General features: G+C 45.1%; 18 protein-coding genes, 2 tRNA genes and 3 rRNA genes. 19 read left to right on the top strand and 4 right to left on the bottom strand.

Annotation, left to right across the window (positions count from 1 at the left end):
* Positions 1 to 30: 30 nt before the first annotated feature.
* The 12 genes from pilW to rrf all read left to right on the top strand — a co-directional run bounded on the left by pilW (position 31) and on the right by rrf (position 13,016).
* The gene (pilW, locus tag ACMXYS_RS13640) at positions 31 to 765 is read left to right on the top strand and encodes a type IV pilus biogenesis/stability protein PilW (RefSeq protein WP_415898255.1); all 735 of its coding nucleotides are present in this window, start codon (positions 31 to 33) and stop codon (positions 763 to 765) included.
* The gene (locus tag ACMXYS_RS13635) at positions 762 to 1,745 is read left to right on the top strand and encodes a RodZ domain-containing protein (RefSeq protein ID WP_415896863.1); all 984 of its coding nucleotides are present in this window, start codon (positions 762 to 764) and stop codon (positions 1,743 to 1,745) included. Before pilW ends, ACMXYS_RS13635 begins: the two co-directional genes overlap by 4 nt.
* Positions 1,746 to 1,792: 47 nt before the next feature.
* The gene (gene hisS / locus ACMXYS_RS13630; protein WP_415898254.1) at positions 1,793 to 3,028 is read left to right on the top strand and encodes a histidine--tRNA ligase; all 1,236 of its coding nucleotides are present in this window, start codon (positions 1,793 to 1,795) and stop codon (positions 3,026 to 3,028) included.
* Positions 3,029 to 3,081: 53 nt separating this feature from the next.
* Entirely contained in the window at positions 3,082 to 3,741 is a 660-nt protein-coding gene (locus ACMXYS_RS13625) for a YfgM family protein (protein ID WP_415896862.1), read from the top strand.
* Positions 3,742 to 4,893, top strand: a complete 1,152-nt coding sequence (bamB, locus tag ACMXYS_RS13620; protein ID WP_415896861.1) for an outer membrane protein assembly factor BamB — start codon at positions 3,742 to 3,744, stop codon at positions 4,891 to 4,893.
* An 87-nt stretch (positions 4,894 to 4,980) separates the two neighbouring features.
* Positions 4,981 to 6,426 carry a ribosome biogenesis GTPase Der gene (gene der, locus ACMXYS_RS13615; protein ID WP_415882211.1) on the top strand — a complete coding sequence of 482 codons (1,446 nt, stop codon included), beginning with the start codon at positions 4,981 to 4,983 and terminating at the stop codon, positions 6,424 to 6,426.
* Positions 6,423 to 7,268: a glutamate racemase gene (murI, locus tag ACMXYS_RS13610; RefSeq protein ID WP_415896860.1), complete on the top strand. Its 846-nt coding sequence runs from the start codon at positions 6,423 to 6,425 to the stop codon at positions 7,266 to 7,268. Before der ends, murI begins: the two co-directional genes overlap by 4 nt.
* A 602-nt stretch (positions 7,269 to 7,870) precedes the next feature.
* Positions 7,871 to 9,410, top strand: a 16S ribosomal RNA gene (locus tag ACMXYS_RS13605).
* Positions 9,411 to 9,478: 68 nt separating this feature from the next.
* Positions 9,479 to 9,555 (top strand) — tRNA-Ile (locus tag ACMXYS_RS13600).
* Between the two features lie 24 nt (positions 9,556 to 9,579).
* Positions 9,580 to 9,655, top strand: a tRNA-Ala gene (locus tag ACMXYS_RS13595).
* Positions 9,656 to 9,871: 216 nt separating this feature from the next.
* Positions 9,872 to 12,758: ribosomal RNA gene (locus ACMXYS_RS13590) — 23S ribosomal RNA — on the top strand.
* Positions 12,759 to 12,900: 142 nt separating this feature from the next.
* Positions 12,901 to 13,016 (top strand): 5S ribosomal RNA (gene rrf, locus ACMXYS_RS13585).
* Together the 16S, 23S and 5S rRNA genes with 2 tRNA genes alongside form the textbook arrangement of a ribosomal RNA operon.
* A 418-nt stretch (positions 13,017 to 13,434) precedes the next feature.
* Here the strand turns inward: rrf and ACMXYS_RS13580 are convergent.
* On the bottom strand, positions 13,435 to 14,277 hold the full coding sequence (locus ACMXYS_RS13580; RefSeq protein ID WP_415882209.1) for an HDOD domain-containing protein: 843 nt from the start codon (positions 14,275 to 14,277) through the stop codon (positions 13,435 to 13,437).
* 153 nt (positions 14,278 to 14,430) lie between these two features.
* On the opposite strand from ACMXYS_RS13580, the gene ACMXYS_RS13575 reads away from it, so the two are divergent.
* Together ACMXYS_RS13575 and ACMXYS_RS13570 are read left to right on the top strand one after the other, a co-directional pair.
* Entirely contained in the window at positions 14,431 to 14,928 is a 498-nt protein-coding gene (locus ACMXYS_RS13575; RefSeq protein ID WP_415896859.1) for a hypothetical protein, read from the top strand.
* On the top strand, positions 14,925 to 15,608 hold the full coding sequence (locus ACMXYS_RS13570; protein WP_415896858.1) for a tRNA-uridine aminocarboxypropyltransferase: 684 nt from the start codon (positions 14,925 to 14,927) through the stop codon (positions 15,606 to 15,608). Before ACMXYS_RS13575 ends, ACMXYS_RS13570 begins: the two co-directional genes overlap by 4 nt.
* Before the next feature lie 14 nt (positions 15,609 to 15,622).
* Here the strand turns inward: ACMXYS_RS13570 and dtd are convergent, their stop codons facing one another.
* From dtd to typA, 3 genes are all read right to left on the bottom strand, one after another.
* Entirely contained in the window at positions 15,623 to 16,060 is a 438-nt protein-coding gene (gene dtd / locus ACMXYS_RS13565) for a D-aminoacyl-tRNA deacylase (protein ID WP_415896857.1), read from the bottom strand.
* 28 nt (positions 16,061 to 16,088) lie between these two features.
* Positions 16,089 to 17,039, bottom strand: coding sequence for a prolyl aminopeptidase (gene pip / locus ACMXYS_RS13560; RefSeq protein WP_415896856.1), 951 nt, complete (start codon positions 17,037 to 17,039; stop codon positions 16,089 to 16,091).
* Positions 17,040 to 17,162: 123 nt separating this feature from the next.
* The gene (typA, locus tag ACMXYS_RS13555; protein ID WP_415882204.1) at positions 17,163 to 18,974 is read right to left on the bottom strand and encodes a translational GTPase TypA; all 1,812 of its coding nucleotides are present in this window, start codon (positions 18,972 to 18,974) and stop codon (positions 17,163 to 17,165) included.
* 446 nt (positions 18,975 to 19,420) lie between these two features.
* Here typA and glnA point away from each other — a divergent pair, with 446 nt between their 5' ends.
* From glnA to ACMXYS_RS13530, 5 genes are all read left to right on the top strand, one after another.
* The gene (gene glnA, locus ACMXYS_RS13550) at positions 19,421 to 20,827 is read left to right on the top strand and encodes a glutamate--ammonia ligase (protein WP_415882203.1); all 1,407 of its coding nucleotides are present in this window, start codon (positions 19,421 to 19,423) and stop codon (positions 20,825 to 20,827) included.
* A gap of 253 nt (positions 20,828 to 21,080) precedes the next feature.
* Positions 21,081 to 22,163 (top strand): nitrogen regulation protein NR(II), encoded by a 1,083-nt coding sequence (glnL, locus tag ACMXYS_RS13545; RefSeq protein ID WP_415896855.1) that lies wholly within the window; start codon positions 21,081 to 21,083, stop codon positions 22,161 to 22,163.
* Entirely contained in the window at positions 22,147 to 23,580 is a 1,434-nt protein-coding gene (gene glnG, locus ACMXYS_RS13540) for a nitrogen regulation protein NR(I) (RefSeq protein ID WP_415896854.1), read from the top strand. Before glnL ends, glnG begins: the two co-directional genes overlap by 17 nt.
* A 78-nt stretch (positions 23,581 to 23,658) precedes the next feature.
* Positions 23,659 to 24,129: a tRNA (uridine(34)/cytosine(34)/5-carboxymethylaminomethyluridine(34)-2'-O)-methyltransferase TrmL gene (trmL, locus tag ACMXYS_RS13535; RefSeq protein ID WP_415882200.1), complete on the top strand. Its 471-nt coding sequence runs from the start codon at positions 23,659 to 23,661 to the stop codon at positions 24,127 to 24,129.
* A gap of 66 nt (positions 24,130 to 24,195) precedes the next feature.
* Positions 24,196 to 24,546 carry a hypothetical protein gene (locus ACMXYS_RS13530; RefSeq protein WP_415882199.1) on the top strand — a complete coding sequence of 117 codons (351 nt, stop codon included), beginning with the start codon at positions 24,196 to 24,198 and terminating at the stop codon, positions 24,544 to 24,546.
* Positions 24,547 to 24,572 lie beyond the last annotated feature (26 nt).

Raw genomic sequence — 24,572 nt, 5'->3', positions numbered from 1 at the left:
AGAGGAATCAAACTGGTACTCGCTTTATTCATGGTGCTAGTCGTTGCAGGGTGTGCAACTAAAGGCTCCTCCCAAAATAGCGAAAAAAATCAGGCCCATGAGGCTTATTCTCGTTTAGGATTTCAGTATCTCCAATCAGGAGATACCGCAAATGCTAAAACCTCGTTTAAAAGGGCGATTGAAATCCAGTCAAACTATGCTGAGGCTCATAATGGCATAGCTTTAGCTTTCCAAATCGAAGGCGATGACGCTTTAGCTGAAAAGTATTTCCGTAGAGCAACCGCACTTGAGCCTTCCTCTGCAATGATGCACAATAATTTTGGTGCATTTTTGTTCGCAAAAGGGCGTTATGATGAAGCGTGTCAATCACTAGCACGGGCGACAGAAGATCCTTTTTATAATCGTCGCTCTCAAGCATTTGAGAATTTAGGTCGCTGCTATCGCCACCTGAATAGAGAAAGTGCTGCTAAGCATGCTTTTCAGCGTGCGCTTCAGGTAACTGCAAATAGACCGATATCTATGGTTGAATTATCTGAAATATTGCTTGCTGAAGGTAACTATTCAGAAGCAGATAAACAGTTTCAAAAGTTCTTAGCGCTTGTTGAAAGCCGCAGAGTTGAGCATTACGCTAAAAGCCTCTGGGTTGGTATTCGTTTAGCAAGACAAGAGCGGAACGCATCCAGAGCAGCTACATACGCTTTGATATTGAAAAATTTATTTCCTGAATCAAAAGAGTATCAGGAATATAAGGAGTCCACTCGTTGAGCACAGAACAGCAAGAATGTTTGCCTGAAGTATTGGCAGAAGAGTGGGGTGCGCGTTTAACTACAGCACGTGAAAATCTATCTTTAAGTATTGAACAAGTAGCGACAGATCTTAATTTGCCTGCACAGTATATTAGTCAGCTGGAAGCTTGTAGCTTAGAAGGTTTGCCTAGCCTTGTCTTTGCTAAAGGCTATATCCGCGCTTATGCGAAACTTCTCCACCTAGATGATGATCAACTCGTTACAGAATTTGAAACTATTCATGGTGAGGGTGGTAAAGGTCAAATTCGCCCAGTCAGCCGTGTTCGACAGCAGGTTGAAATGAATCACCCGGTGATGAGATTCTCAACTTGGATAATCGTAGCTGCATTAGTTGGATTAGTCGTTTGGTGGTGGCAGACTCAGCATGGTGGATCTTTAAGTTTAACTCTTACTGAAGAAGAGGCTGCACAAGTAGAGCCATTAGCTACAAAGACAGAAGATGCTGTGGTAGCTATAGACGGTGGGGTAGCACAACTAGTTTTACCGCCCTTAGATGATCAGCCTGTATCTGAATCACTAGAAGAGCAAGTGCTTGTTGGGAGTCAGTCCGAAGCTGAACCTGAATATCTTACTGATGCTGAGATAAAAAAATTGCAAACAGCTATTGAGCAAAATGAAGCTCAAACAGAAGAAGCTCGCACTGTATCTGAATCAGAGGTTAATTCGCCTCTAGATACTGCTGATCTGCGTGAAGTTAATTTTAGCGCCTCTTTTATCGCAGATTGTTGGGTGAAGATTAAAGATGCCAATGGTAAGACTCTGTTTAATAACATGCGTTATGAAGGGCAAAGTCTCAATGTGACAGGTAAGCCACCGTTGAATATTGAAATCGGGGCTGCTGATGCGGTTTCCAGTGTTAGTTATAACGGTAAAGCCCTGAATCTCGCCCCTTATACGCGTAAAAATATTGTCCGCTTGACCCTTCCGGTAGCAGAATAATTTGAATTAAGGTTTTCGTTTTGGCCAAGATTAAAGCCATTCGCGGGATGAATGACATCCTGCCTGAACAGACGCCAGTATGGCAGTATCTAGAAAAGACAGTTAAAGACGTTTTATCAGCATACGGATATAGTGAGATTCGTATGCCGGTTGTTGAACAGACCAATCTTTTTAAGCGCTCTATCGGTGAAGTTACTGATATCGTTGAGAAAGAGATGTACACCTTTGATGATCGTAATGGTGAGAGCTTGACCTTACGCCCAGAGGGAACTGCGAGTTGTGTTCGTGCAGCGGAAGAGCATGGTTTGCTATTCAACCAGATGCAGCGTTTTTGGTACCAAGGTCCGATGTTCCGTTATGAGCGTCCTCAGAAAGGTCGTTATCGTCAGTTCCATCAAATTGGTGTAGAGACTTTTGGTATGGCGTCGTCAGATATAGACGCTGAAGTTATCATGCTAAGTGCGCGTCTATGGAAACGCCTAGGTCTTCTCGATTCAGTAACGCTTCAGTTAAATTCTCTAGGTAGTAATCAGGCTAGAGCGGAATACAAAGCTGCACTTGTAGAATACTTAGAGGAGAGAAAGGATCAGTTAGATGAAGACAGTCTGCGTCGTCTTGATTCCAATCCTCTACGTATTCTAGACAGTAAAGATCAGAATACACAGGCGTTACTTGATGCAGCCCCAGTGCTGACTGATTATCTTGATGAAGAGTCGAAAACGCACTTTGCTGAATTAACTGCAATGTTAGATGAGGCAGGTATCGCCTATGAGATTAATCCCCGTTTAGTACGTGGTCTCGATTATTACTGCAAAACAGTTTTTGAGTGGGTGACTGAGAAATTAGGTGCTCAAGGAACAGTATGTGCAGGTGGTCGATATGATGGCCTGGTTAAACAGCTTGGTGGACGTCCAACGCCTGCAGTAGGTTTTGCAATGGGTGTTGAACGCCTGATTCTAATGTTGGAAACATTAGATCTGATTCCTGAGAGTGTGAAGCAGCCTTTTGACCTTTATGTGGCAGCTGAAGAGAAAGGTATTCAATCGCGAATCGTATTATTCGCAGATAAGTTACGTGATCAATTCCCAGGTCTAAGGGTCCGTATTCACTGCGGCGGTTTAAAAAATATCAGCCAAAAAGCACAGCAAACGGGTGCGCCTATTGTCCTGTTGCTTAAAGCAAACGATAATCAGCAGCTTTCTGGCACAATTTGGTATGATAAAGAGCCATCATTCGATCTTAATGAAGATCAAATTATCGATAAAATCAGCAGTGTAAGATAAGTCTGATTAGTAAAATTACGATCGTAAAAGTTTATTAGATACAGGAGTTAAAGGTGGCAGAGTTACGCACCGAAGAAGAGCAGGTCCAGGCACTTAAAAGCTGGTGGGATGAAAACGGCAAATCTCTGATTTTAGGTATTGCTGTAGCATTGGCTGCTGTATTGGGATGGAAAGGCTGGCAGGATCAACAAGCTGCCAAAGCTGAAAATGCATCTATCCTGTATCAAAACCTTCTAGAAGCAGTTGTAGGTGCGGTTGGGCCTCAACAAGATGAAGCGCAAATGGCGACCGCGACTCACTTAAGCCGGGAGCTAAAAGATGATTATGAAGGCACTGCATATGCTAATTATGCAGCGTTAATAATGGCCCGTGTTGCTGCAGATAATAACGAGTTACCTAAAGCGCTAGCAGAGTTGGAGTGGTTACTGCAAAACCAGCCAACGGAATCTATGTTTATTTTGGCCAACTTACGTAAAGCACGCATTCTTGCTGCTCAAGGTGAAGTAGATAAAGCACTGACGCTTATTGCTAGTGTACCAGTAGGTGGTTATAAAGTTGCAATTGAAGAGCTTAAAGGTGATCTATATTTGCAAAAGGGTGATGCAGATAAAGCTCGTACAGCCTACAAAGTTGCGGTTGCAGCAGCAGGTCAGGAAGGTACTCGACCAATTCTAGAAATGAAACTTAATGACTTGGCATCTGAGGATAGCTAAATGAAGAGCCTTGTTCGTGTAACAGCTGTAGGTTTGTTAGCTGCTGTTGTTAGTGGTTGCGGTTTCTGGGGGGATGATGGTGAAGAAGTTCAACCTACCCCGTTAGAGTCTTTTGAAGCAGAGAAAAAAGTATCGGTGCTTTGGTCGACTTCTGCCGGCTCTGGAATGAAGGGTAAGTTCCATCAGTTTAAACCAGCTATCGATCATGACGCTATTTTTGCAGCCGATGCGGACGGCTCAGTTATGGCTTTCGACCTAGAGACAGGTAAAAAGCGCTGGATGGTTGAGTTAGATTTGCCAATTGTTGGTGGTGTTGGTGCTGGATACGGTAAAGTTGCTGTTACTACTGAAGAGGGCGAGTTGATTGTTCTTGCTGCAGACAATGGTAGTGAGCTTTGGCGTGGAAAGGTTAGTTCGGAAGCTACGTCTGCAACTCAGTTTAATGCTGAGCTGGCTGTAGTTCAGCTGATCAATGGCAAAATTGTGGCTTTTGAGGCGAGTACCGGTGACCAACGCTGGGTATATGATAGCCAAGTACCACGATTGACTCTTCGTGGTACCAGCACTCCAATCGTAGCTAGCGATGTAACTTTTGCTGGTTTAGCAAGTGGCAAGCTGGTTGCGTTGGATAATCAAAAAGGTATCCCTATTTGGGAAAACCGTGTCGCGCTTCCGCAAGGCCGTTCTGAATTAGAACGTATGGTTGATATTGATGGTCGCCCATTGCTTGTTGATGGCATGTTATACGTTACGAGTTATCAGGGACGTTTAGTAGCTATTAACCCATTTAGAGCTCAAGTTGTATGGGCGCAGGATGTATCCAGCTACCGTTCAATGGCTGAAGGCTTTGGTAATATCTACGTAAGTGAAGCTGATGATTCTGTACAAGCATTCGATAGAGGAAGTAGCGCTAGTGTATGGCGTCAAACCAAGCTTCAATATCGAAATATCACTGCACCTGTTTCTTTAGGTTCTGAAATAGCAGTGGCTGATCGTCAAGGTTACATCCACTTTCTATCACAGATTGACGGACGCTTTATTGCACGTCATAAACTAGACTCATCAGGTGTCTATGGTGATATGGTCGTGAAAGATGATGTTCTTTACGTGCTGACTAATGGTGGTCGATTAGCTGCCCTAAGTTTGCAGTAATTAGATTATAAATTTTCAGGCGGCTATTTGCTGAGCAGATAGCCGCCGTTTTTGTTTTTACCTGCACTTAAAGCAGGGGTGAGTGAAATGCTACCGGTAATTGCGCTAGTTGGTCGACCAAATGTCGGCAAATCTACTTTGTTTAATCGTCTTACTCGTTCTAGAGATGCCTTGGTTGCTGATTTGCCAGGTTTGACCCGTGATAGAAAATACGGTGAAGGTCGATTGGCAAATGAAGAACAGGATTACATTGTTGTTGATACCGGTGGTATAACCGGTGATGAACAAGGTATTGATTATGAAATGGCAAAACAGTCGCTTCAGGCAGTGGAAGAAGCGGATGTAGTGCTATTTATCGTAGATGGTCGAGCTGGTATTAATCCTGCTGATGAAATGATTGCGAATTACCTTCGTCGCAGTAATAAACCATTCTACCTTGTTGTTAACAAAACTGATGGTCTAAATCCTGATGTGGTTGTCGCTGATTTCTATGAGTTAGGCTTTGGTCAGCCATTCCCGATTGCAGCTTCCCATGGCCGTGGTGTAACTCAATTGATTGAGATGGTTCTTGAAGAGCTTCCTGAAGTCGAGGAAGAAACACAAGAAACCATGGATGAAGTTGATAAGAGTATTAAAATTGCTGTAGTTGGTCGCCCAAATGTAGGTAAATCTACTTTGGTAAACCGTATGTTGGGTGAAGATCGTGTTGTTGTATTTGATAAAGCGGGTACAACAAGAGACAGTGTTTATATCCCATATATTAGAGATGAGAAAAACTACACCTTAATTGATACGGCTGGTGTTCGTCGTCGTAAGAATATTACAGAAGCGGCAGAAAAATTCTCTATCGTTAAGACGCTGCAAGCAGTTAATGATGCACATGTCGTTGTATTTGTGATCGATGCTCGAGAAGGTGTGACAGAGCAAGATATGCATATGCTTAGCTTTGTCATCGATAGTGGTCGCTCAATGGTCATTGCACTAAACAAGTGGGATGGCATGACCGGTGAAGAGAAGGCGAAAGTAAAAGAACAAATTGAAAGAAAGCTGGAATTTGCCGATTTTGCGGAAATGCATTTTATATCAGCATTGCACGGCAGCAATGTCGGAAATATGTACGACTCGGTCGATGAAGCATATGAATATGCAATGGCGAAGTGGTCAACGAGTAAATTGACTCGACTACTAGAAGATGTGGTAGCTGATCACCAGCCTCCAATGGTTAAAGGTCGCCGTATTAAATTACGTTATGCGCACCAGGGTGGCTCTAACCCGCCAGTAATTGTGATTCACGGTAATCAGACAAAATCTCTACCCGGTTCTTACAAACGGTACTTAGAAAATAAATTTATTCAGGTACTCGGTATAAAAGGCACACCAATTCGATTTGAATTTAAATCGAGTGAAAACCCCTTTGAAGGAAAGCAAAATCTGCTTAGTAGTCGTCAATTAGCTAAAAAAGAGCGTTTCCGTGATCACGTAAGGCAGTTGAAAAAAGCTAATAAAAAGAAAAAAGCAAAGTACAAAAAATGAGCGACAGTTGTAGCCTCCCTATAGGGGTATTTGATTCTGGTGTAGGTGGACTGACTGTACTAAATGCGCTTAGGAAGCGTTTGCCTTCAGAGAACCTTCTTTACCTAGGCGATACCGCGCGGGTTCCTTATGGAACTAAAAGTGCTGCATCAGTAACCCGGTACGCAGAACAAGCTGCAACGGCACTGGTAGAACGTAAAATAAAATTATTAGTCATTGCTTGTAATACTGCTTCAGCAGTTGCTGTTGAGCCTTTACAGGTAATCTTTCCGCAGCTGGCTGTTATGGGTGTAGTAGGTCCAGGTGCTGAAGCGGGTTGTGAAGTAACACGTAATAACAATATAGGTGTTATTGCAACTGAGAGTACAGTTAATAATCAAGCCTATCAGAATGCAATTCTTAAACTAAATCCTGAAGCATCGGTGTCTGCAGAAGCTTGTTCTTTATTTGTAGCTTTAGCGGAAGAGGGTTGGCATGAAGGTGAGTTGGTTGAGCAGATTGTTGATAAGTGTCTTCAACCACTTAAGCATAGAGGCTTAGCTAAGATTGATACTCTTGTTTTAGGTTGTACACATTTTCCAGCTTTAAAATCCAGTATAGCTGCGGTGATGGGTGAAGAGGTTAGCCTAGTTGATTCTGCTGAAACTACTGCAAAAGCAGTTGAGAGAACATTAACTGAATTGGGATCTCTCAATATATCGTCAGGAAAAGGCGAAGTAGAATTCCTCGTTACAGACGATCCTTTAAGATTTGCTCGAGTCGCATCTAACTTTTTTACCGAGAGTATTGATGTTGGTGAAATACAACTGGTGGATATCCAGCATTTCAGTACACCAGACTAAGATATAATCTATAAAGGCGCTGAAGTAATCAATAGCGTCTTTTTTGTATCTATTGACTGGTATTTATACGTTGCTGATCAGTCCTTGATCGATTGATGGTGTTTTGTAAGTTTTTTACAACTTTTTTCAGTTTTTTATAGATTAGCTGTTGACGCATTTTTAGATGTCTGTAGAATTCGCCGTCCTTGCTTAGGGAGGCCGCTTTTAAAGGGGCTGCAGAGCTGAGTGAGGTGCTCAGTAAGTGATTGAAAACATTGGTTTTTAAGATTGCTTGCGGAGCAGGATTCAAAGTCCGGTTGCTGAGTAAAAACTTTTTACGAAATTGCAAAATAAACGGTTGACTTTGAATGAGCGCAAAGTAAAATATGCGCCTCGCTTGAGACGAAACGCTGATTCAGCGGAGAGTCAAGAAAGCAACGCTCTTTAACAATTTGATCAGATAATTCGTGTGGGCGCTTGTTGAGAAGAAGCAAACTTTTTCTAGACAAGCAACCAAGTGAATTCATTTAAAGCGATTTACAAAGGTTTAACGTTCTTAAGAATGTTATCCGGTTGTTTAGTGCTAGAGCCCGTTACCACATTCCTGGTAACACAAATGATTTAAACTGAAGAGTTTGATCATGGCTCAGATTGAACGCTGGCGGCAGGCCTAACACATGCAAGTCGAACGGTAACATGACTAGCTTGCTAGTTGATGACGAGTGGCGGACGGGTGAGTAACGCGTAGGAATCTACCCAGTAGCGGGGGATAAGCCAGAGAAATTTGGTCTAATACCGCATACGCCCTAAGGGGGAAAGCAGGGGATCTTCGGACCTTGCACTATTGGATGAGCCTGCGTGAGATTAGCTAGTTGGTGAGGTAATGGCTCACCAAGGCGACGATCTCTAGCTGGTCTGAGAGGATGATCAGCCACACTGGAACTGAGACACGGTCCAGACTCCTACGGGAGGCAGCAGTGGGGAATATTGCACAATGGGCGCAAGCCTGATGCAGCCATGCCGCGTGTGTGAAGAAGGCCCTAGGGTTGTAAAGCACTTTCAGCAGTGAGGAAAGGTTAGTAGTTAATACCTGCTAGCTGTGACGTTAACTGCAGAAGAAGCACCGGCTAACTCCGTGCCAGCAGCCGCGGTAATACGGAGGGTGCGAGCGTTAATCGGAATTACTGGGCGTAAAGCGCGCGTAGGTGGATTGGTCAGTCAGATGTGAAAGCCCAGGGCTCAACCTTGGAACTGCACCTGATACTGCCAATCTAGAATACGGTAGAGGGTAGTGGAATTTCCTGTGTAGCGGTGAAATGCGTAGATATAGGAAGGAACACCAGTGGCGAAGGCGACTACCTGGACCGATATTGACACTGAGGTGCGAAAGCGTGGGGAGCAAACAGGATTAGATACCCTGGTAGTCCACGCCGTAAACGATGTCTACTAGCCGTTGGGAGACTTGATCTTTTAGTGGCGCAGCTAACGCGATAAGTAGACCGCCTGGGGAGTACGGCCGCAAGGTTAAAACTCAAATGAATTGACGGGGGCCCGCACAAGCGGTGGAGCATGTGGTTTAATTCGACGCAACGCGAAGAACCTTACCAACTCTTGACATCCAGAGAAGTTACTAGAGATAGTTTCGTGCCTTCGGGAACTCTGAGACAGGTGCTGCATGGCTGTCGTCAGCTCGTGTTGTGAAATGTTGGGTTAAGTCCCGTAACGAGCGCAACCCTTGTCCTTATTTGCCAGCACTTCGGGTGGGAACTCTAAGGAGACTGCCGGTGACAAACCGGAGGAAGGTGGGGACGACGTCAAGTCATCATGGCCCTTACGAGTTGGGCTACACACGTGCTACAATGGCCGGTACAGAGGGCCGCGAACCTGCGAGGGTAAGCTAATCTCAGAAAACCGGTCGTAGTCCGGATTGGAGTCTGCAACTCGACTCCATGAAGTCGGAATCGCTAGTAATCGCGAATCAGAATGTCGCGGTGAATACGTTCCCGGGCCTTGTACACACCGCCCGTCACACCATGGGAGTGGATTGCACCAGAAGTAGCTAGCTTAACCTTCGGGAGGGCGGTTACCACGGTGTGGTTCATGACTGGGGTGAAGTCGTAACAAGGTAGCCCTAGGGGAACCTGGGGCTGGATCACCTCCTTAAACGAAAGCCGATTCTCGGCAAGCGTTCACACGAATTATCTGATCAGAGAAGTTAAGAGCAACGGTGTAGGCTTGTAGCTCAGCTGGTTAGAGCGCACCCCTGATAAGGGTGAGGTCGGTGGTTCAAGTCCACTCAGGCCTACCAATCAATAGCCTTACTGTTTTTCTTGGGGCTATAGCTCAGCTGGGAGAGCGCCTGCTTTGCACGCAGGAGGTCTGCGGTTCGATCCCGCATAGCTCCACCATCATCCTCTGGATGAGAAGGAAGAGTTTTAAAACATATTGTCGTTTAAGACATTATCTTTTAAAGCTTTTTTGCTTTAAACGCTCTTTAACAATTTGGATTTGATTCATTTGATTTAGATTTAAGACATGTAGTTTTACTGCATGCGCCAATTCGGCGAAATCTATCGTTACTAGCAATACAAGTTACTGTGATTCCAGACGCCTTCGGGTTATATGGTCAAGTGACTAAGCGTGCACGGTGGATGCCTTGGCAGTCAGAGGCGATGAAGGACGTTGTAACCTGCGATAAGGTTCGGGGAGGTGGTAAACAACCTTTGATCCGGACATTTCCGAATGGGGAAACCCACCTATTTATAGGTATCTTTTAACTGAATACATAGGTTATTAGAGGCGAACCTGGGGAACTGAAACATCTAAGTACCCAGAGGAAAAGAAATCAACCGAGATTCCCTAAGTAGCGGCGAGCGAACGGGGACTAGCCCTTAAGCTTTATTAGATTTAACAGAACACTCTGGAAAGTGTGGCCATAGTGGGTGATAGCCCCGTATGTGAAAGGTCTTTTAAAGTGAAATCGAGTAGGACGGCACACGTGAAACGCTGTCTGAATATGGGGGGACCATCCTCCAAGGCTAAATACTCCTGACTGACCGATAGTGAACCAGTACCGTGAGGGAAAGGCGAAAAGAACCCCTGTGAGGGGAGTGAAATAGACCCTGAAACCGTGTACGTACAAGCAGTGGGAGCCGTTTTCGGACGGTGACTGCGTACCTTTTGTATAATGGGTCAGCGACTTACTTTTAGTGGCAAGGTTAAGCATTTGCGGAGCCGTAGGGAAACCGAGTCTTAATAGGGCGTCCAGTCGCTAGGAGTAGACCCGAAACCGAGTGATCTATCCATGGGCAGGTTGAAGATGCAGTAACATGCATTGGAGGACCGAACCGACTGTCGTTGAAAAGCCAGCGGATGACTTGTGGATAGGAGTGAAAGGCTAATCAAACTCGGAGATAGCTGGTTCTCCTCGAAAACTATTTAGGTAGTGCCTCGTGTCTAACCATGGGGGGTAGAGCACTGTTTCGGCTAGGGGTCATCCCGACTTACCAACCCGATGCAAACTCCGAATACCCATGAGTTCAATCACGGGAGACACACGGCGGGTGCTAACGTCCGTCGTGGAAAGGGAAACAACCCAGACCGTCAGCTAAGGTCCCAAAGTTTATGCTAAGTGGGAAACGATGTGGGAAGGCTTAGACAGCTAGGAGGTTGGCTTAGAAGCAGCCACCCTTTAAAGAAAGCGTAATAGCTCACTAGTCGAGTCGGCCCGCGCGGAAGATATAACGGGGCTAAGCATAACACCGAAGCTACGGATGCACTTTGTGCATGGTAGAGGAGCGTTCTGTAAGCTGTTGAAGCGGAAGCTGTAAGGCACCGTGGAGGTATCAGAAGTGCGAATGCTGACATGAGTAACGATAAGGGAGGTGAAAACCCTCCCCGCCGGAAGACCAAGGGTTCCTATCCAACGCTATTCGAGGTAGGGTGAGTCGGCCCCTAAGGAGAGGCTGAAGAGCGTATCCGATGGGAAACAGGTTAATATTCCTGTACTGCTCATAACTGCGATGGGGGGACGGAGAAGGCTAGGCTAGCGCGGCGTTGGTTGTCCGCGTTTAAGATAGTAGGTTTAGAGCTTAGGTAAATCCGGGCTCTTTTAAGACCGAGAATCGATGACGAGGTCCTTTATGGACTGAAGTAGTTGATGCCATGCTTCCAGGAAAATCCTCTAAGCTTCAGGTTATGACTAACCGTACCCTAAACCGACACAGGTGGTCAGGTAGAGAATACTAAGGCGTATGAGAAAACTCGGGTGAAGGAACTAGGCAAAATGGCACCGTAACTTCGGGAGAAGGTGCGCCGGTTTTGGTGATGGGACTTGCTCCCTAAGCTGAGGCCGGTCGAAGATACCAGGTGGCTGCGACTGTTTATTAAAAACATAGCACTCTGCAAACTCGAAAGAGGACGTATAGGGTGTGACGCCTGCCCGGTGCCGGAAGGTTAATTGATGGGGTTAGCGCTTGCGCGAAGCTCTTGATCGAAGCCCCGGTAAACGGCGGCCGTAACTATAACGGTCCTAAGGTAGCGAAATTCCTTGTCGGGTAAGTTCCGACCTGCACGAATGGCGTAACGATGGCCACACTGTCTCCACCCGAGACTCAGTGAAATTGAAATAGCTGTTAAGATGCAGTTTACCCGCGGCTAGACGGAAAGACCCCGTGAACCTTTACTACAGCTTCACAGTGGACTTTGACATTACTTGTGTAGAATAGCTGGGAGGCTTTGAAACCCTGTCGCCAGATAGGGTGGAGCCACCTTTGAAATACCAGCCTGGTAATGTTGAGGTTCTAACCCAGTTCCCTAAGCGGGATCGGGGACATTGTGTGGTGGGTAGTTTGACTGGGGCGGTCTCCTCCCAAAGAGTAACGGAGGAGCACGAAGGTACCCTCAGCATGGTCGGAAATCATGCAATGAGCGCAAGAGTAGAAGGGTGCTTGACTGCGAGACAGACACGTCGAGCAGGTACGAAAGTAGGTTCTAGTGATCCGGTGGTTCTGTATGGAAGGGCCATCGCTCAACGGATAAAAGGTACTCCGGGGATAACAGGCTGATACCGCCCAAGAGTTCACATCGACGGCGGTGTTTGGCACCTCGATGTCGGCTCATCACATCCTGGGGCTGAAGCCGGTCCCAAGGGTATGGCTGTTCGCCATTTAAAGTGGTACGCGAGCTGGGTTTAGAACGTCGTGAGACAGTTCGGTCCCTATCTGCCGTGGGCGTTTGAGATTTGAGAAGAGTTGCTCCTAGTACGAGAGGACCGGAGTGAACGAACCTCTGGTGTACCGGTTGTGATGCCAATTGCATTGCCGGGTAGCTACGTTCGGACGGGATAACCGCTGAAAGCATCTAAGCGGGAAGCCTCCTTCAAGATGAGATCTCACTGGGAACTTGATTCCCCTAAAGGGCCGTTGAAGACTACGACGTTGATAGGTTGGGTGTGGAAGCGCTGTGAGGCGTTGAGCTAACCAATACTAATTGCCCGTGAGGCTTGACCATATAACGCCCAAGGCGTTTGGCAAGTGACTTGTAAGATACGTAAGACGATAGAGAGTAACGAATTAGCGCGTAGTTAAGCTACAGTCGATAAACTATCTAGATCAAATAAAAGAAGAATCAGATCTAAGTTGTAACAGTTTTGCTTGGCGACCATAGAGTTGTGGAACCACCTGAATCCATCCCGAACTCAGACGTGAAACGCAACATCGCCGATGGTAGTGTGGGGCTTCCCCATGTGAGAGTAGGTCATCGCCAAGCATATATTCCTAAAAAAAGGCTCATCCATTGGATGGGCCTTTTTTTATGCTTCATTGTTCGGATACCTACTCGAACATGGAACATGTGTACCCAGAGGGCATGACAACAACCGATGCACCGCAGGTGCCAGGTTGAAGCGCCAAAGGCGTCGCGGAGCGAGTGAAAGCGTAGCTTTCAACTTATTGTAGGTCATCGCCAAGCATTTAATTAAGAGAAAACCCCAGTCACGATGTGATCGGGGTTTTTTCGTTGTGGGTTATAAAATACGGTTAAGAGCGGATAGGCGCTGCTTAGAGCGGATAAAAACGGGTAAAAGCAGATAAGCCCGTCAGGATGAGTTGTCTTAATTAAACTTAATATTAAACTGAATACTGTCCTTAGCTGTCCTTAGCTGTCCTTAGCTGTCCTTAGCTGTCCTTTATTGCTGTAGGCTAAGGGTATTTAATATATCTTCTTTAAGGTCTGCGTAATCAAAATCGCTAATCCCAAGGAAATTTAAGATAGGCATAATCTTGACTGGATCTTCTTTTGGATCAGGTATGCGCCAGAAGTGGCGGTAAGCATCGCTGATATCTCGTGCTAAAAGAAGCATGCATAATTTTAAGCGCATCTCTTCTTTCTCATCAGCGGGTTCTTGAAAGGTTTGTTCGTAATAAGGCTGTCTGCTGATGGCTTCTGCAGTTGATTCGCCTATATTCCATTTTCTAGCCAGCTCAGCACTTAATTGATAATGACTAACGCCATATAGGGCGAGTTCTTGCTCATTTATCTCAGTGAGGCTTGCTCCATTGAGTTCTCTGAGTTTGTCTTTAAATTCTGGTTTGGCCTGCATTAATAGAGGAATACCACTGTCGTGTAGCATGCCGAGTGTGTAGGTTTCGTCAGGATCTAGGTTGGTAAACTGATTTGCTAAAGCGGCAGTAATACGAGCTACTTCTGTTGCTGTATCCCAGAATCTTTCCATGGGGCCGACGGCGGACAGGCTATTTTTCAATGCTGCTAGTTGTACAATATTGAATACACGCTTGATGCCCAAAAGTGCAACTGCACGCTCAACAGAAGATATCTCGGTTCGTATTCCAAAATATGCTGAGTTAACCGTTGCGATAACTGAGCTATATAAAGCGACATCCTGTTTAATTAAATTACAGATCCCTTTTATATCAGGGTCTGACTGTCTTAGGGCCTCGGTAATACTGATAAGTACCTCTGGACGAGCAGGGATCAGATAACTTGTTGATTGTTCAGAAACAGGAGGCATACAGTCTTTCTCAAATAGTTGTTAAAATACAAGTTACTTTATTCAATGATAGCTGACAATTTTTAATTGTATTCAAAAGCTTAGCTTAGACTAATTATCTGGCTAAGCTATTTTGTGATTACTTTAAATTTTTTCAGCTAAATGAGGCATTAGATGTTAAATATTGCTGCTTTTACTTTTAATTATGATCAATTGGAAGATCGAATTCTTCTTGTCGGTAATTTGAGTAACGGCCAGCAGAGAATCGACTTTTGGCTGACACGAAAATTAGTACTGCGTTTGCTTGATGCTGTCCAGGGGTTACTCGAAAAGACGGTTACGGAAATAGCCGACGCGCCCGTTCAGCAAAAGATGCATATGGCTCAGTTTCATCATGAGGACGCTCAACAAGCTCTTCAGGTTCAGAGAGAAAGCGCGCAAGTTATGGCTCAAAGTGCATTGCTACTAAGTCGATTAGATATTAGCCATCACGACGGGCAGTATAAGCTTTTATTTTTTTCCGGTGGTGACGAACCTATCGCGGCTAGTGTTCTAAGTTATCAAGAACTCCATCAAATATTTCATCTCTTACACCGTGGAGCCGTCGGTTTAGACTGGGGTGTCGCTGCGGAGCTTTTCCAATCTTCTAATCAACCTCAAACATTACAATGATTGAATCCAAACCCTTCATTGCACGCGGGTCTAAAACCGAGCGTTGTGAGTCGTGCCTATTGTCTATTTGCGCTTGTATTTGCGATTACAAACTTCAGTACGATGCTTTAGTAAGTTTTTACTTACTGATTCATCATGATGAAACATTCAAGCCTACCAATACTGGGCGATTGATTGAGGACTGTATTGCTGGGACACAGCGATTTAAATGGTCTAGGACAGAGCCTAGTCAGCAGCTGCTTGAGGCAATTAATCATCAGGATATAGATCCTTATATTGTGTTTCCCGAGGGTGATGACTATCAGGAGAGGATGGTTGATTTTGAGCTAAAGCCTGGGAAAAAGCCTGTTTTTATTATACTTGATGGTACTTGGCGACAAGCTAGGCGTATGTTCAGGCATAGTCGTTATTTAGATCACCTCCCCGTTATCCAACCTCGGGTAACTTCTACCTCTCAATATAAGTTGAGAAAGGCTCCTGTTGCTGGTCAATTGTGCACGGCTGAAGTAGCTGCGGAGATGTTAAAGCTGGCCGGGGATCAAAAAGGTGCTGAAATAATGTCAGATTATTTTTCAGTTTTTAATAGCCATTATCGGGCGGCGAGATTAAATCGACCGCTTGATGATGAGGCAGAAGAGAAGAAGAGATTAAAGACCTATCAGCTCTCATCTGAGGTTTGATAGGCCCTGTAAATTTAGCTTTCGAGCCAAAAGGTAACTGGTCCATCATTGGTTAATGAGACGGCCATATCGGCAGCAAAAATACCGGTTTCAACCTCTGTGTGCTGTTGTTTAGCTTGCTTTACAAAGTAGTTATATAGTTTTTCACCATGCTCTGGTGATGCGCCCGAAGAGAAGCTTGGGCGTAGCCCTTTTTTTGTGTCTGCAACAATCGTGAATTGAGAGACTACGAGTAGTCCACCATTGATCTGTTGTAGGTTGAGATTCATTTTTCCTTCTGCATCAGCAAAGATGCGATAGCCAAGTATTTTCTTCAGTAGTTTGTTGGCATCCGCTTCGGTGTCGTCTTTTTCTACACCAAGAAGTAATAGAATGCCTTGGTTGATCTTGCCCACGGTTTCAGCGTTCACTTCAACGCTTGCAGATTTGACTCGTTGGATTAGTGCTTTCATATCCTGTTTTTCTTGTGTCTGTATGTCATTATGCTAATGAGATGGCGAAGTTATCTGTTGCACGAATTAGATTGTCAGTAATACCTGGCTCAAAAGCTGAGTGGCCTGCATCTCGTACGATGTGAAACTCTGATTCTGGTAAAGCGTCATAGAGGGCTTGAGCTTGTTCTATTGGACAAACCATGTCGTAGCGGCCATGTACGATCACTGTTTTGATTTCTTCTATTTTTGAGCAATTATCAATGATTTGGTTAGGCTCTATAAAAGCTTTATTTATAAAGAAATGAGCTTCTATTCTCGCCATCGCAAGTGCTACGTGAGGGTCTGCAAAATGATCAACGATATCGTTGTTTGGGTCTAGAGTGGAACAGCGACCTTCCCAAATAGACCATGCTTTTGCTGCAGACATACGTGCAATCTCATTCGATGAGGTTAAGCGCTTGTAGTAGGCTTTGAGCATGTCGTCGCGCTCGGTGTCAGGAATGACCTGTTCGTACTCTTTCCAATAGTCGGGGAAGATTGCACTCGCACCACGTTGATAAAACCACTGGATATCCTGATCCCGACATAGAAAAATACCTCTAAGAATCATGCCGGAAACGCGGTCAGGATGAGCTTGAGCGTAGAGAAGGCTAAGTGTCGCCCCCCAAGAACCACCGAATAGCAACCATTTATCCACATTCAGATGATTTCTGATTGCTTCGATGTCTCCTATTAGATGCGTGGTCGTATTATCTGTGAGATCTGAATGGGGTATTGATCTGCCGCATCCACGTTGGTCGAACAGAATAATTCGATATTTCTCGGGATCAAAAAAACTTCTATGCGCTGGTGCTGTGCCGCCGCCAGGGCCTCCGTGAATAAATAACGCTGGAATCCCTTGAGGGTTACCACTTTCCTCTACGTAAAGGCTGTGGGTATCAGAAACCTTTAGCTGAAATTCGTTATAGGGATGTATTTCAGGGTAGGGAATGCGCATATAGCCTCCGGCACAGATTGACGTCCTAATTTTTAAGTATAGTGAGCTAGTTGTGTCAGAGCTACGGTATTAGAAAATAAAAAAGGCAGCTCAAGGCTGCCTTTTTATCATAGAGATAATCTCTTATTTGTTCTTCGCACGCTTACGTTCGTTCTCTTTAAGAAGCTTCTTACGTAGGCGGATGAAGTTAGGTGTTACTTCTACCAATTCGTCATCTTCGATGAAATCCAAAGCTTGTTCCAGAGTGAATTTTACTGGAGGAGTCAGTTGGATGTTTTCATCTGTGCCAGATGCACGTACGTTTGTTAGTTGCTTACCTTTGATTGGGTTAACTGCTAAGTCATTACTACGGCTGTGAATACCTAGTAGCATGCCTTCATAAACGTCGATATTTGGTTCGATGCAGAGGCGGCCACGGCTTTGTAGATTCCATAAAGAGTAGCCAAGTGCTTTACCTGTAACCATAGATACAAGTACACCATTATTTCGGCTTTCTACTTCACCTTCTTTAACTGGTCCATAATGATCGAACACTGAGGTCATGATACCTGTACCAGAAGTCATGGTAAGGAACAGAGAGCGGAAGCCGATTAAGCCGCGAGAAGGAATGATAAAGCTAAGGCGTGAACGGCCTTTGCCGTCTACTTCCATATTGGTCATATCGCCTTTGCGCTTACCAAGCTCTTCGATGATCGCGCCTTGGTGTTCATCTTCAACGTCAATCATTACGTCTTCGTAAGGTTCATGGATTTCGCCATCAACCTCTTTTTGAACTACTTCAGGACGGGATACACCTAGTTCGAAACCTTCACGACGCATTGTTTCGATCAATACGGAAAGGTGTAGTTCACCTCGACCAGACACTTTGAATTTCTCTGGTGTGTCTCCATCTTCAACGCGTAGGGCAACGTTGTGGATAAGTTCGCGATCTAGACGCTCTTTGATGTTACGGCTAGTTACAAATTTACCATCCTGGCCAGAAAACGGAGAATCGTTAACCTGGAACGTCATGGATACAGTTGGCTCATCTACGCTTAGCGCAGGTAAGGCTTCAACTTTATCTGGGTCGCAGATTGTGTCCGAAATGTTTAGCGCATCGATACCTGTAACGCAGATGATGTCCCCAGCAGTGGCTGTATCAACTTCAACGCGTTCTAGGCCGTGATAGCCCATGATCTTAAGGATACGACCACTGCGGATAGCGCCTTCGCGGTCAATAACTTTAACCTGAGTGTTAGTTTTGATCGTACCACGGGTAACGCGGCCAACACCGATAACGCCTAAGTAGCTGTTATAGTCCAGAGCAGATACTTGCATCTGTAATGGGCCGTCAACATCTACTTTTGGTGGTTCAACATGTTCAACGATTGCTTCGAAAAGAGGCGTCATATCGTCAGACATATCGTCTGGTTCTAGGCCTGCGATGCCGTTTAGTGCAGATGCGTAAACGATTGGGAAGTCTAGCTGTTCATCCGTTGCACCAAGGCTATCGAAAAGATCGAATACTTGATCGATAACCCAATCTGGACGCGCACCTGGGCGGTCAATTTTATTGATAACAACGATTGGGCGAAGGCCTTGGTCAAATGCTTTCTGAGTTACGAAGCGCGTTTGTGGCATTGGGCCGTCAACAGCGTCAACCAGTAGGCATACACAGTCAACCATGGACAGTACGCGTTCTACTTCACCGCCGAAGTCGGCGTGTCCAGGAGTGTCAACGATGTTGATGCGGTAGTCGTTCCATGTAATGGCAGTATTTTTTGCCAAAATGGTAATGCCGCGCTCTTTCTCCTGGTCATTGGAGTCCATGATGCGCTCAGTGCCTTCATCACGACGGCCTAAAGTGCCGGATTGTGCAAGCAGCTTATCAACCAAGGTTGTTTTACCGTGGTCAACGTGCGCGATGATAGCGATATTTCTTAGCTTTTCGATCACGTGTGTATACCTGTGAGATATTTTTGCGAATGCGGAATTATACGTGTTTATAGAGAAATTACTGCATATTTCTTAATCAATTATGCAGAGTTTTACTTTTTCTTTTTATGAAGAGAATGGTTGAATTGATCTGGGTAAGAATTAAGTTAAAAACAGGCCCATTATAGGTGGGCGTTTTTAATAAGGTTGGAGTATATTATAGACCCATAACGGTGCGTAAAAATTGATTTAACAAGATTTGCACTATTATGGTGCGCTAAAGTTGCTTGTGTTCGATTTTGGTGCGGTGCTTTTGGTGTATTTATGCTGCAAGTGCCTCTAATTGTGGAGGAATGCTGGTTTTTATATTCTGGCACGCTTGTTGCTAAGTCCTAAGCCGATAATAAATTCTGATTTCTTGAGGCTGGCGCTGTTCGGCCTGGTAATTATTAAGTGGAGACAGTCAAATGTCAGAGAAGACTCTGAATCTGATCAAAGAAAGCAACGCTAAATGGGTTGACCTGCGTTTCACCGATTCTCACGGTAAAGAGCAGCATGTAACTATCCCTGTATCTGATATGGGCGACGACTTCTTTGAAGAAGGTAAAATGTTCGATGGTTCATCCATCTCAGGTTGGAAAGGTATTAACGATTCCGACATGATCTTGATGCCGGACGACAGTGCAACTGTACTGGATCCATTCTCTGAAGCAACGACTATCATCGTTCGTTGTAACATCGTTGAGCCGGCTACTGGCCAAGGTTATGAGCGTGATCCACGTTCTGTTGCTAAACGTGCAGAAGAGTACCTAAAATCTACAGGTATTGCAGATTCAGCTATGTTTGGTCCAGAGCCAGAGTTCTTCGTATTTGACGAAGTTAAATGGCACGCAGACATCTCTGGTTGCGGTTACACAATCGCTTCTGAAGAAGCTTCTTGGGCTTCTAGCCACAATGTTGAAGGTGGTAACACAGGTCACCGTCCACGTGTTAAAGGTGGTTACTTCCCAGTACCACCAATTGATTCTCTTCACGACCTACGTGGCGCTATGTGTGACGCGATGGAAGCAATGGATCTTGAAATTGAAGTACACCACCACGAAGTAGCAACAGCTGGTCAGTGTGAAATCGGTGTAGGTCCTAATACGCTTACTGCTAAAGCAGACGAAGTTCAGGTTCTTAAATACTGCGTACACAACGTTGCACACGCTTACGGCAAAACAGCTACGTTTATGCCTAAGCCACTAGTTGGTGATAACGGTTCTGGTATGCACGTTCACATGTCTCTATCTAAGGACGGTGTTAACCTGTTCTCTGGTGATGCTTATGCAGGCATGTCTGAAACTGCTCTTTACTACATTGGCGGTATCATCAAGCACGCTAAAGCGCTTAACGCTCTAACTAACTCTTCTACTAACGCTTACAAGCGTCTAGTACCAGGTTTCGAAGCGCCAGTTATGCTTGCTTACTCTGCACGTAACCGTTCTGCCTCAATCCGTATTCCATACGTGACTAATCCTAAAGCACGTCGTGTAGAAGCTCGTTTCCCTGATCCATCTGCTAACCCATACCTGTGCTTCGCAGCGCTTATGATGGCTGGTCTTGACGGTATCAAGAACAAGATTCACCCTGGCGATGCTGCTGATAAAGACCTTTACGATCTACCGGCTGAAGAAGCTGCTGAGATCCCACAGGTTGCTGCTTCTCTAGAAGAAGCTCTAGATGCTCTAGAGAACGATCGTGAGTTCTTGACTGCTGGCGGCGTATTCACTGATGACATGCTAGATGCATTCATCGAGCTGAAGCGTGAAGAAGTTGAGAAAGTTAACATGACTACTCACCCAGTTGAATTTGATCTGTACTACTCTGTATAAGTCTTAATTCTTCTTAAAAAAGCCTCCCTTGTGGAGGCTTTTTTGTTTTTAAATCTTTCCCTTATGCACTTATTTAGTGACGTTTAAAATCTTAATAATATTTAATGCACTAAAATGGTGCGCTATCATTTTTAAGTAGCTACACTCAATATTAGAATAGTCAGTAATGGTGCTGCCTGAGAGCAATTTAGGGCAGGGGTGAAACTTGGTTTGCTTTTTGCAGAAGTAAACTTAAGTAAAAGAGTGTAGGTCGATGCCAGTAATAGATTTTCATAAACAGATAATAGAAAACCTTTCTACAGCGGTGGTTTTGCTGGATGGCAACCTTGATGTGGAATATGCCAATCCTGCGGCTGAGATGCTGTTAGAGGCGAGTTTACGCCGTTTGTCTCAAGTGTCTGTAGCGGAGTGGTTCTCACCAGAGGAGCAAGGCATTGAAGATCTGCGCGCTTGTATTGAAACTGGTCACCCTTACACTCGCCGTGAAGCTAAATTGGTGACTCAGAGTGGCAGTGTACTAACGGTTGATTATTCAATTAATCCATTGTTCTGGTTGAGCGGTCGACAGCTCCTGATTGAGATAGAAGCTAGAGACCGTTTGATGAGAATTGAGCGTGAAGAAGACCTTCTAACTCAACACGATACTGCCAGATCCCTAGTCCGTGGCATGGCGCATGAAATTAAGAATCCTCTTGGTGGAATTCGTGGTGCCGCGCAATTGCTAGAACGAGAGCTGCCAGATCCTGCGCTACATGATTATACCCGCGTAATCATTGAAGAGGCTGATCGTTTAAGGAACTTGGTGGATCGTCTGTTGGGGCCGCGTAAGTTACCTAAGCTTGAAGACGTTAATATCCACGCCATACTCGAACGGGTTTGCCAGCTAATTGAGGCTGAAACGAAGGGGGCTGTATCCCTGTTACGAGATTACGATCCGAGTATCCCTGAGTTTACCGGTGATGCAGAGCAACTTATTCAAGCGGTATTAAATATTCTGCGTAACAGCATGCAAGCCATGCAGGCTGCGGGAAGCGCTGATCCAACCATTCAGATTAAAACTCGGGCTTTCCGTCAAATTACATTAGGCGCAGAAAAACACCGTTTGGTGTGTAGTGTCGAAATTGTGGATAACGGCCCAGGAATTCCAGAAGAGATACTCAGTAAGATTTTCTACCCTATGGTAAGTGGGCGTGCAGAAGGAACCGGCCTTGGCTTGTCGATTGCGCAATCGATTATCAATCAGCATCAAGGATTGATTGAGTGTGAAACTCAGCCAGGGGAAACCAAATTTCAACTATTCATACCTTTGGAGATAAGTCATGAACCTGTCAGGTAAAATCTGGATTGTCGATGATGATCGTTCAATTCGTTGGGTGCTTGAAAAAGCAATGGCAGTAGAAGGGCTTCAAACCGAAGTTTTTGATAGTGCAGATGCTTTATTGGCTCAGCTAGAACGTGAAGTACCAGATGCCATCATTAGTGATATTCGCATGCCTGGAACAGACGGTCTGCAGTTGCTAGAGAAAATTCAAGAAACTCATCCACAAGTTCCGATCATTATTATGACGGCGCACTCCGATTTAGATTCTGCAGTTGCGTCTTATCAAGGTGGTGCATTTGAGTATTTACCAAAACCGTTTGATGTTGATGATGCTGTTGCACTAACCAAACGCGCTTTGGCACATGCGATTGAGCAACGAGAGCAGGTAGCTGAGCAAGCTGCTGAAGAAGGTACAGAGATTATTGGCGAAGCGCCTGCTATGCAGGAAGTTTTCCGTGCGATTGGTCGATTATCTCAATCCAATATCACGGTTCTTATTAATGGTGAGTCTGGGACGGGTAAAGAGCTTGTCGCGCACGCGCTGCATAAGCATAGCCCGCGTAGAGATAGGCCTTTCATTCCTTTGAATATGGCAGCGATCCCTCATGATCTGATTGAATCAGAATTGTTTGGTCATGAGAAAGGTGCCTTTACGGGTGCGGCTGCGGCTCGTCGTGGTCGATTTGAGCAAGCCGATGGCGGTACGCTTTTTCTAGATGAAATTGGTGATATGCCTGCTGATGCTCAAACACGTTTGTTGAGAGTGTTGGCCGATAGTGAATTCTATCGTGTTGGCGGCCATACCGCTGTGAAGGTTGATGTTCGTATTATCGCGGCTACCCATCAGGATTTAGAAAAGTTGGTAGCTGAAGGTCGTTTCCGCGAAGATTTATTCCATCGTCTTAACGTCATTCGTGTTCATCTACCCAAGTTAGCTGAACGACGTGAAGATATTCCGCGTTTAGCGCGCCATTTCTTGAGCATGGCTGCTGAAGAGCTAGATGTGGAGCCAAAGATACTTGCTACTGACACGGAAAGTTATATGTGTAATTTGGCATGGCAAGGTAACGTTAGGCAGTTGGAAAACACTTGTCGCTGGTTGACGGTAATGGCGACTGGCCGAGAAGTGCTTATTGATGATTTGCCGCCAGAGCTTATGCAGAGTAGTGAATCAGAAACAGCTGTGGCGGGTGATTGGGAATTGTCATTGCGCAATTGGGCTGATCAGCAGTTGGGGCTTGGTCATCGCAATCTATTGGATACTGCAGTGCCTGCTTTTGAAAAAATTATGATTGAGACTGCGCTCAAGCATACAGCAGGACGTCGACGCGATGCTGCAGAGCTTCTGGGTTGGGGGCGTAATACTCTAACGCGGAAAATTAAAGAGCTGGGTATGGACGAAGATAAAGGCGATGATCAGGAGGTTGCCTAAGTTATTCCTTTACAGCCATAACCACGTTTTTTGAATTCATATATAATCCCAGCAGCTTTTAAACTGAGGGGATTTTTTATGCTTCATGTTGTCCTATTCGAACCTGAAATACCGCCAAATACCGGTAATATTATTAGGCTTTGTGCTAATACAGGTTTTCATCTTCATCTTGTTGAGCCTTTAGGTTTTGACTTTGATGACAAGCGGTTGCGTCGTGCAGGCTTGGATTATCATGAGTTTGCTGCAGTTAAAATACACCCTGATTTAGAAGCCTGCCTGGCTGAAATAGAGCCTAGAAAGGTTTGGGCGTTAACGACAAAAGGTAAAACCTGCTACACCAAAGCAGATTACCAAGCAGGCGATGTTTTGTTGTTGGGGCCAGAAACTAGAGGTTTGCCGGTTGAGGTGAGAGAGAGCTTTCCTAGCGAACAGTGGTTGCGAATGCCGATGAAAGAAGCAAGCCGTAGTATGAACCTTTCTAATGCTAGCGCTGTTGTTGTTTATGAAGCATGGCGTCAACTGGGGTTTGAAGGCGCTATCGATAGTTAGTTTTAAAAGCGGTTCTACATATAGATACTTAAATGTTGCTATAACGACTATAGTGAAAGGAACTACATGACGGTCAGTAATTCTATGCAGCACGCTTTCATAGTGACAAAGATTGAAGCTTATTTAACCGAGCAGGCGGGTGAGGTTTTTAAACTGCATGTTACCGACTATAGGGAGCGTGCAGTATGGTTGTTAGGTCGGCTTGATCAGCAAGTAAATATCCAAACACTTAAGAACCAACAGCTTCCGGTAGTTCTGATCTCTGATCAATTAGAGTCTGGCAGTGAAGGTCAATTTCTTATCCCAGCAAGCTCGCTTGTAAGTATTGTGCCGTTGCCAGCAGCTTCATTGCAACAGGTCCTTGAATTAGGTCGTGCTGATGAAATACTGCAAAGTCTTTCCTTAAAATCATGCTAGAATGCGCTTTTGATTAATATGTGTAC

It is taken from the genome of Neptuniibacter sp. QD57_21 (assembly GCF_047778075.1).
Classification (GTDB): Bacteria; Pseudomonadota; Gammaproteobacteria; order Pseudomonadales; family Balneatricaceae; genus Neptuniibacter.
The sequence above is the reverse complement of the archived record's forward strand: the minus strand, read 5'-3'. Positions and strand labels throughout refer to the sequence as shown.

Bases quoted from the DNA above. Each gene is read 5' to 3' on its own strand.
- hisS (WP_415898254.1), top strand. From the start codon at position 1,793: ATGAATGACATCCTGCCTGAACAGACGCCAGTATGGCAGTATCTAGAA.
- bamB (WP_415896861.1), top strand. From the start codon at position 3,742: ATGAAGAGCCTTGTTCGTGTAACAGCTGTAGGTTTGTTAGCTGCTGTT.
- glnA (WP_415882203.1), top strand. From the start codon at position 19,421: ATGTCAGAGAAGACTCTGAATCTGATCAAAGAAAGCAACGCTAAATGG.
- trmL (WP_415882200.1), top strand. From the start codon at position 23,659: ATGCTTCATGTTGTCCTATTCGAACCTGAAATACCGCCAAATACCGGT.
- dtd (WP_415896857.1), bottom strand. From the start codon at position 16,060: ATGAAAGCACTAATCCAACGAGTCAAATCTGCAAGCGTTGAAGTGAAC.
- ACMXYS_RS13580 (WP_415882209.1), bottom strand. From the start codon at position 14,277: ATGCCTCCTGTTTCTGAACAATCAACAAGTTATCTGATCCCTGCTCGT.
- pip (WP_415896856.1), bottom strand. From the start codon at position 17,039: ATGCGCATTCCCTACCCTGAAATACATCCCTATAACGAATTTCAGCTA.
- der (WP_415882211.1), top strand. From the start codon at position 4,981: ATGCTACCGGTAATTGCGCTAGTTGGTCGACCAAATGTCGGCAAATCT.
- ACMXYS_RS13530 (WP_415882199.1), top strand. From the start codon at position 24,196: ATGACGGTCAGTAATTCTATGCAGCACGCTTTCATAGTGACAAAGATT.
- ACMXYS_RS13575 (WP_415896859.1), top strand. From the start codon at position 14,431: ATGTTAAATATTGCTGCTTTTACTTTTAATTATGATCAATTGGAAGAT.
- glnG (WP_415896854.1), top strand. From the start codon at position 22,147: ATGAACCTGTCAGGTAAAATCTGGATTGTCGATGATGATCGTTCAATT.
- pilW (WP_415898255.1), top strand. From the start codon at position 31: ATGGTGCTAGTCGTTGCAGGGTGTGCAACTAAAGGCTCCTCCCAAAAT.
- murI (WP_415896860.1), top strand. From the start codon at position 6,423: ATGAGCGACAGTTGTAGCCTCCCTATAGGGGTATTTGATTCTGGTGTA.
- glnL (WP_415896855.1), top strand. From the start codon at position 21,081: ATGCCAGTAATAGATTTTCATAAACAGATAATAGAAAACCTTTCTACA.
- ACMXYS_RS13570 (WP_415896858.1), top strand. From the start codon at position 14,925: ATGATTGAATCCAAACCCTTCATTGCACGCGGGTCTAAAACCGAGCGT.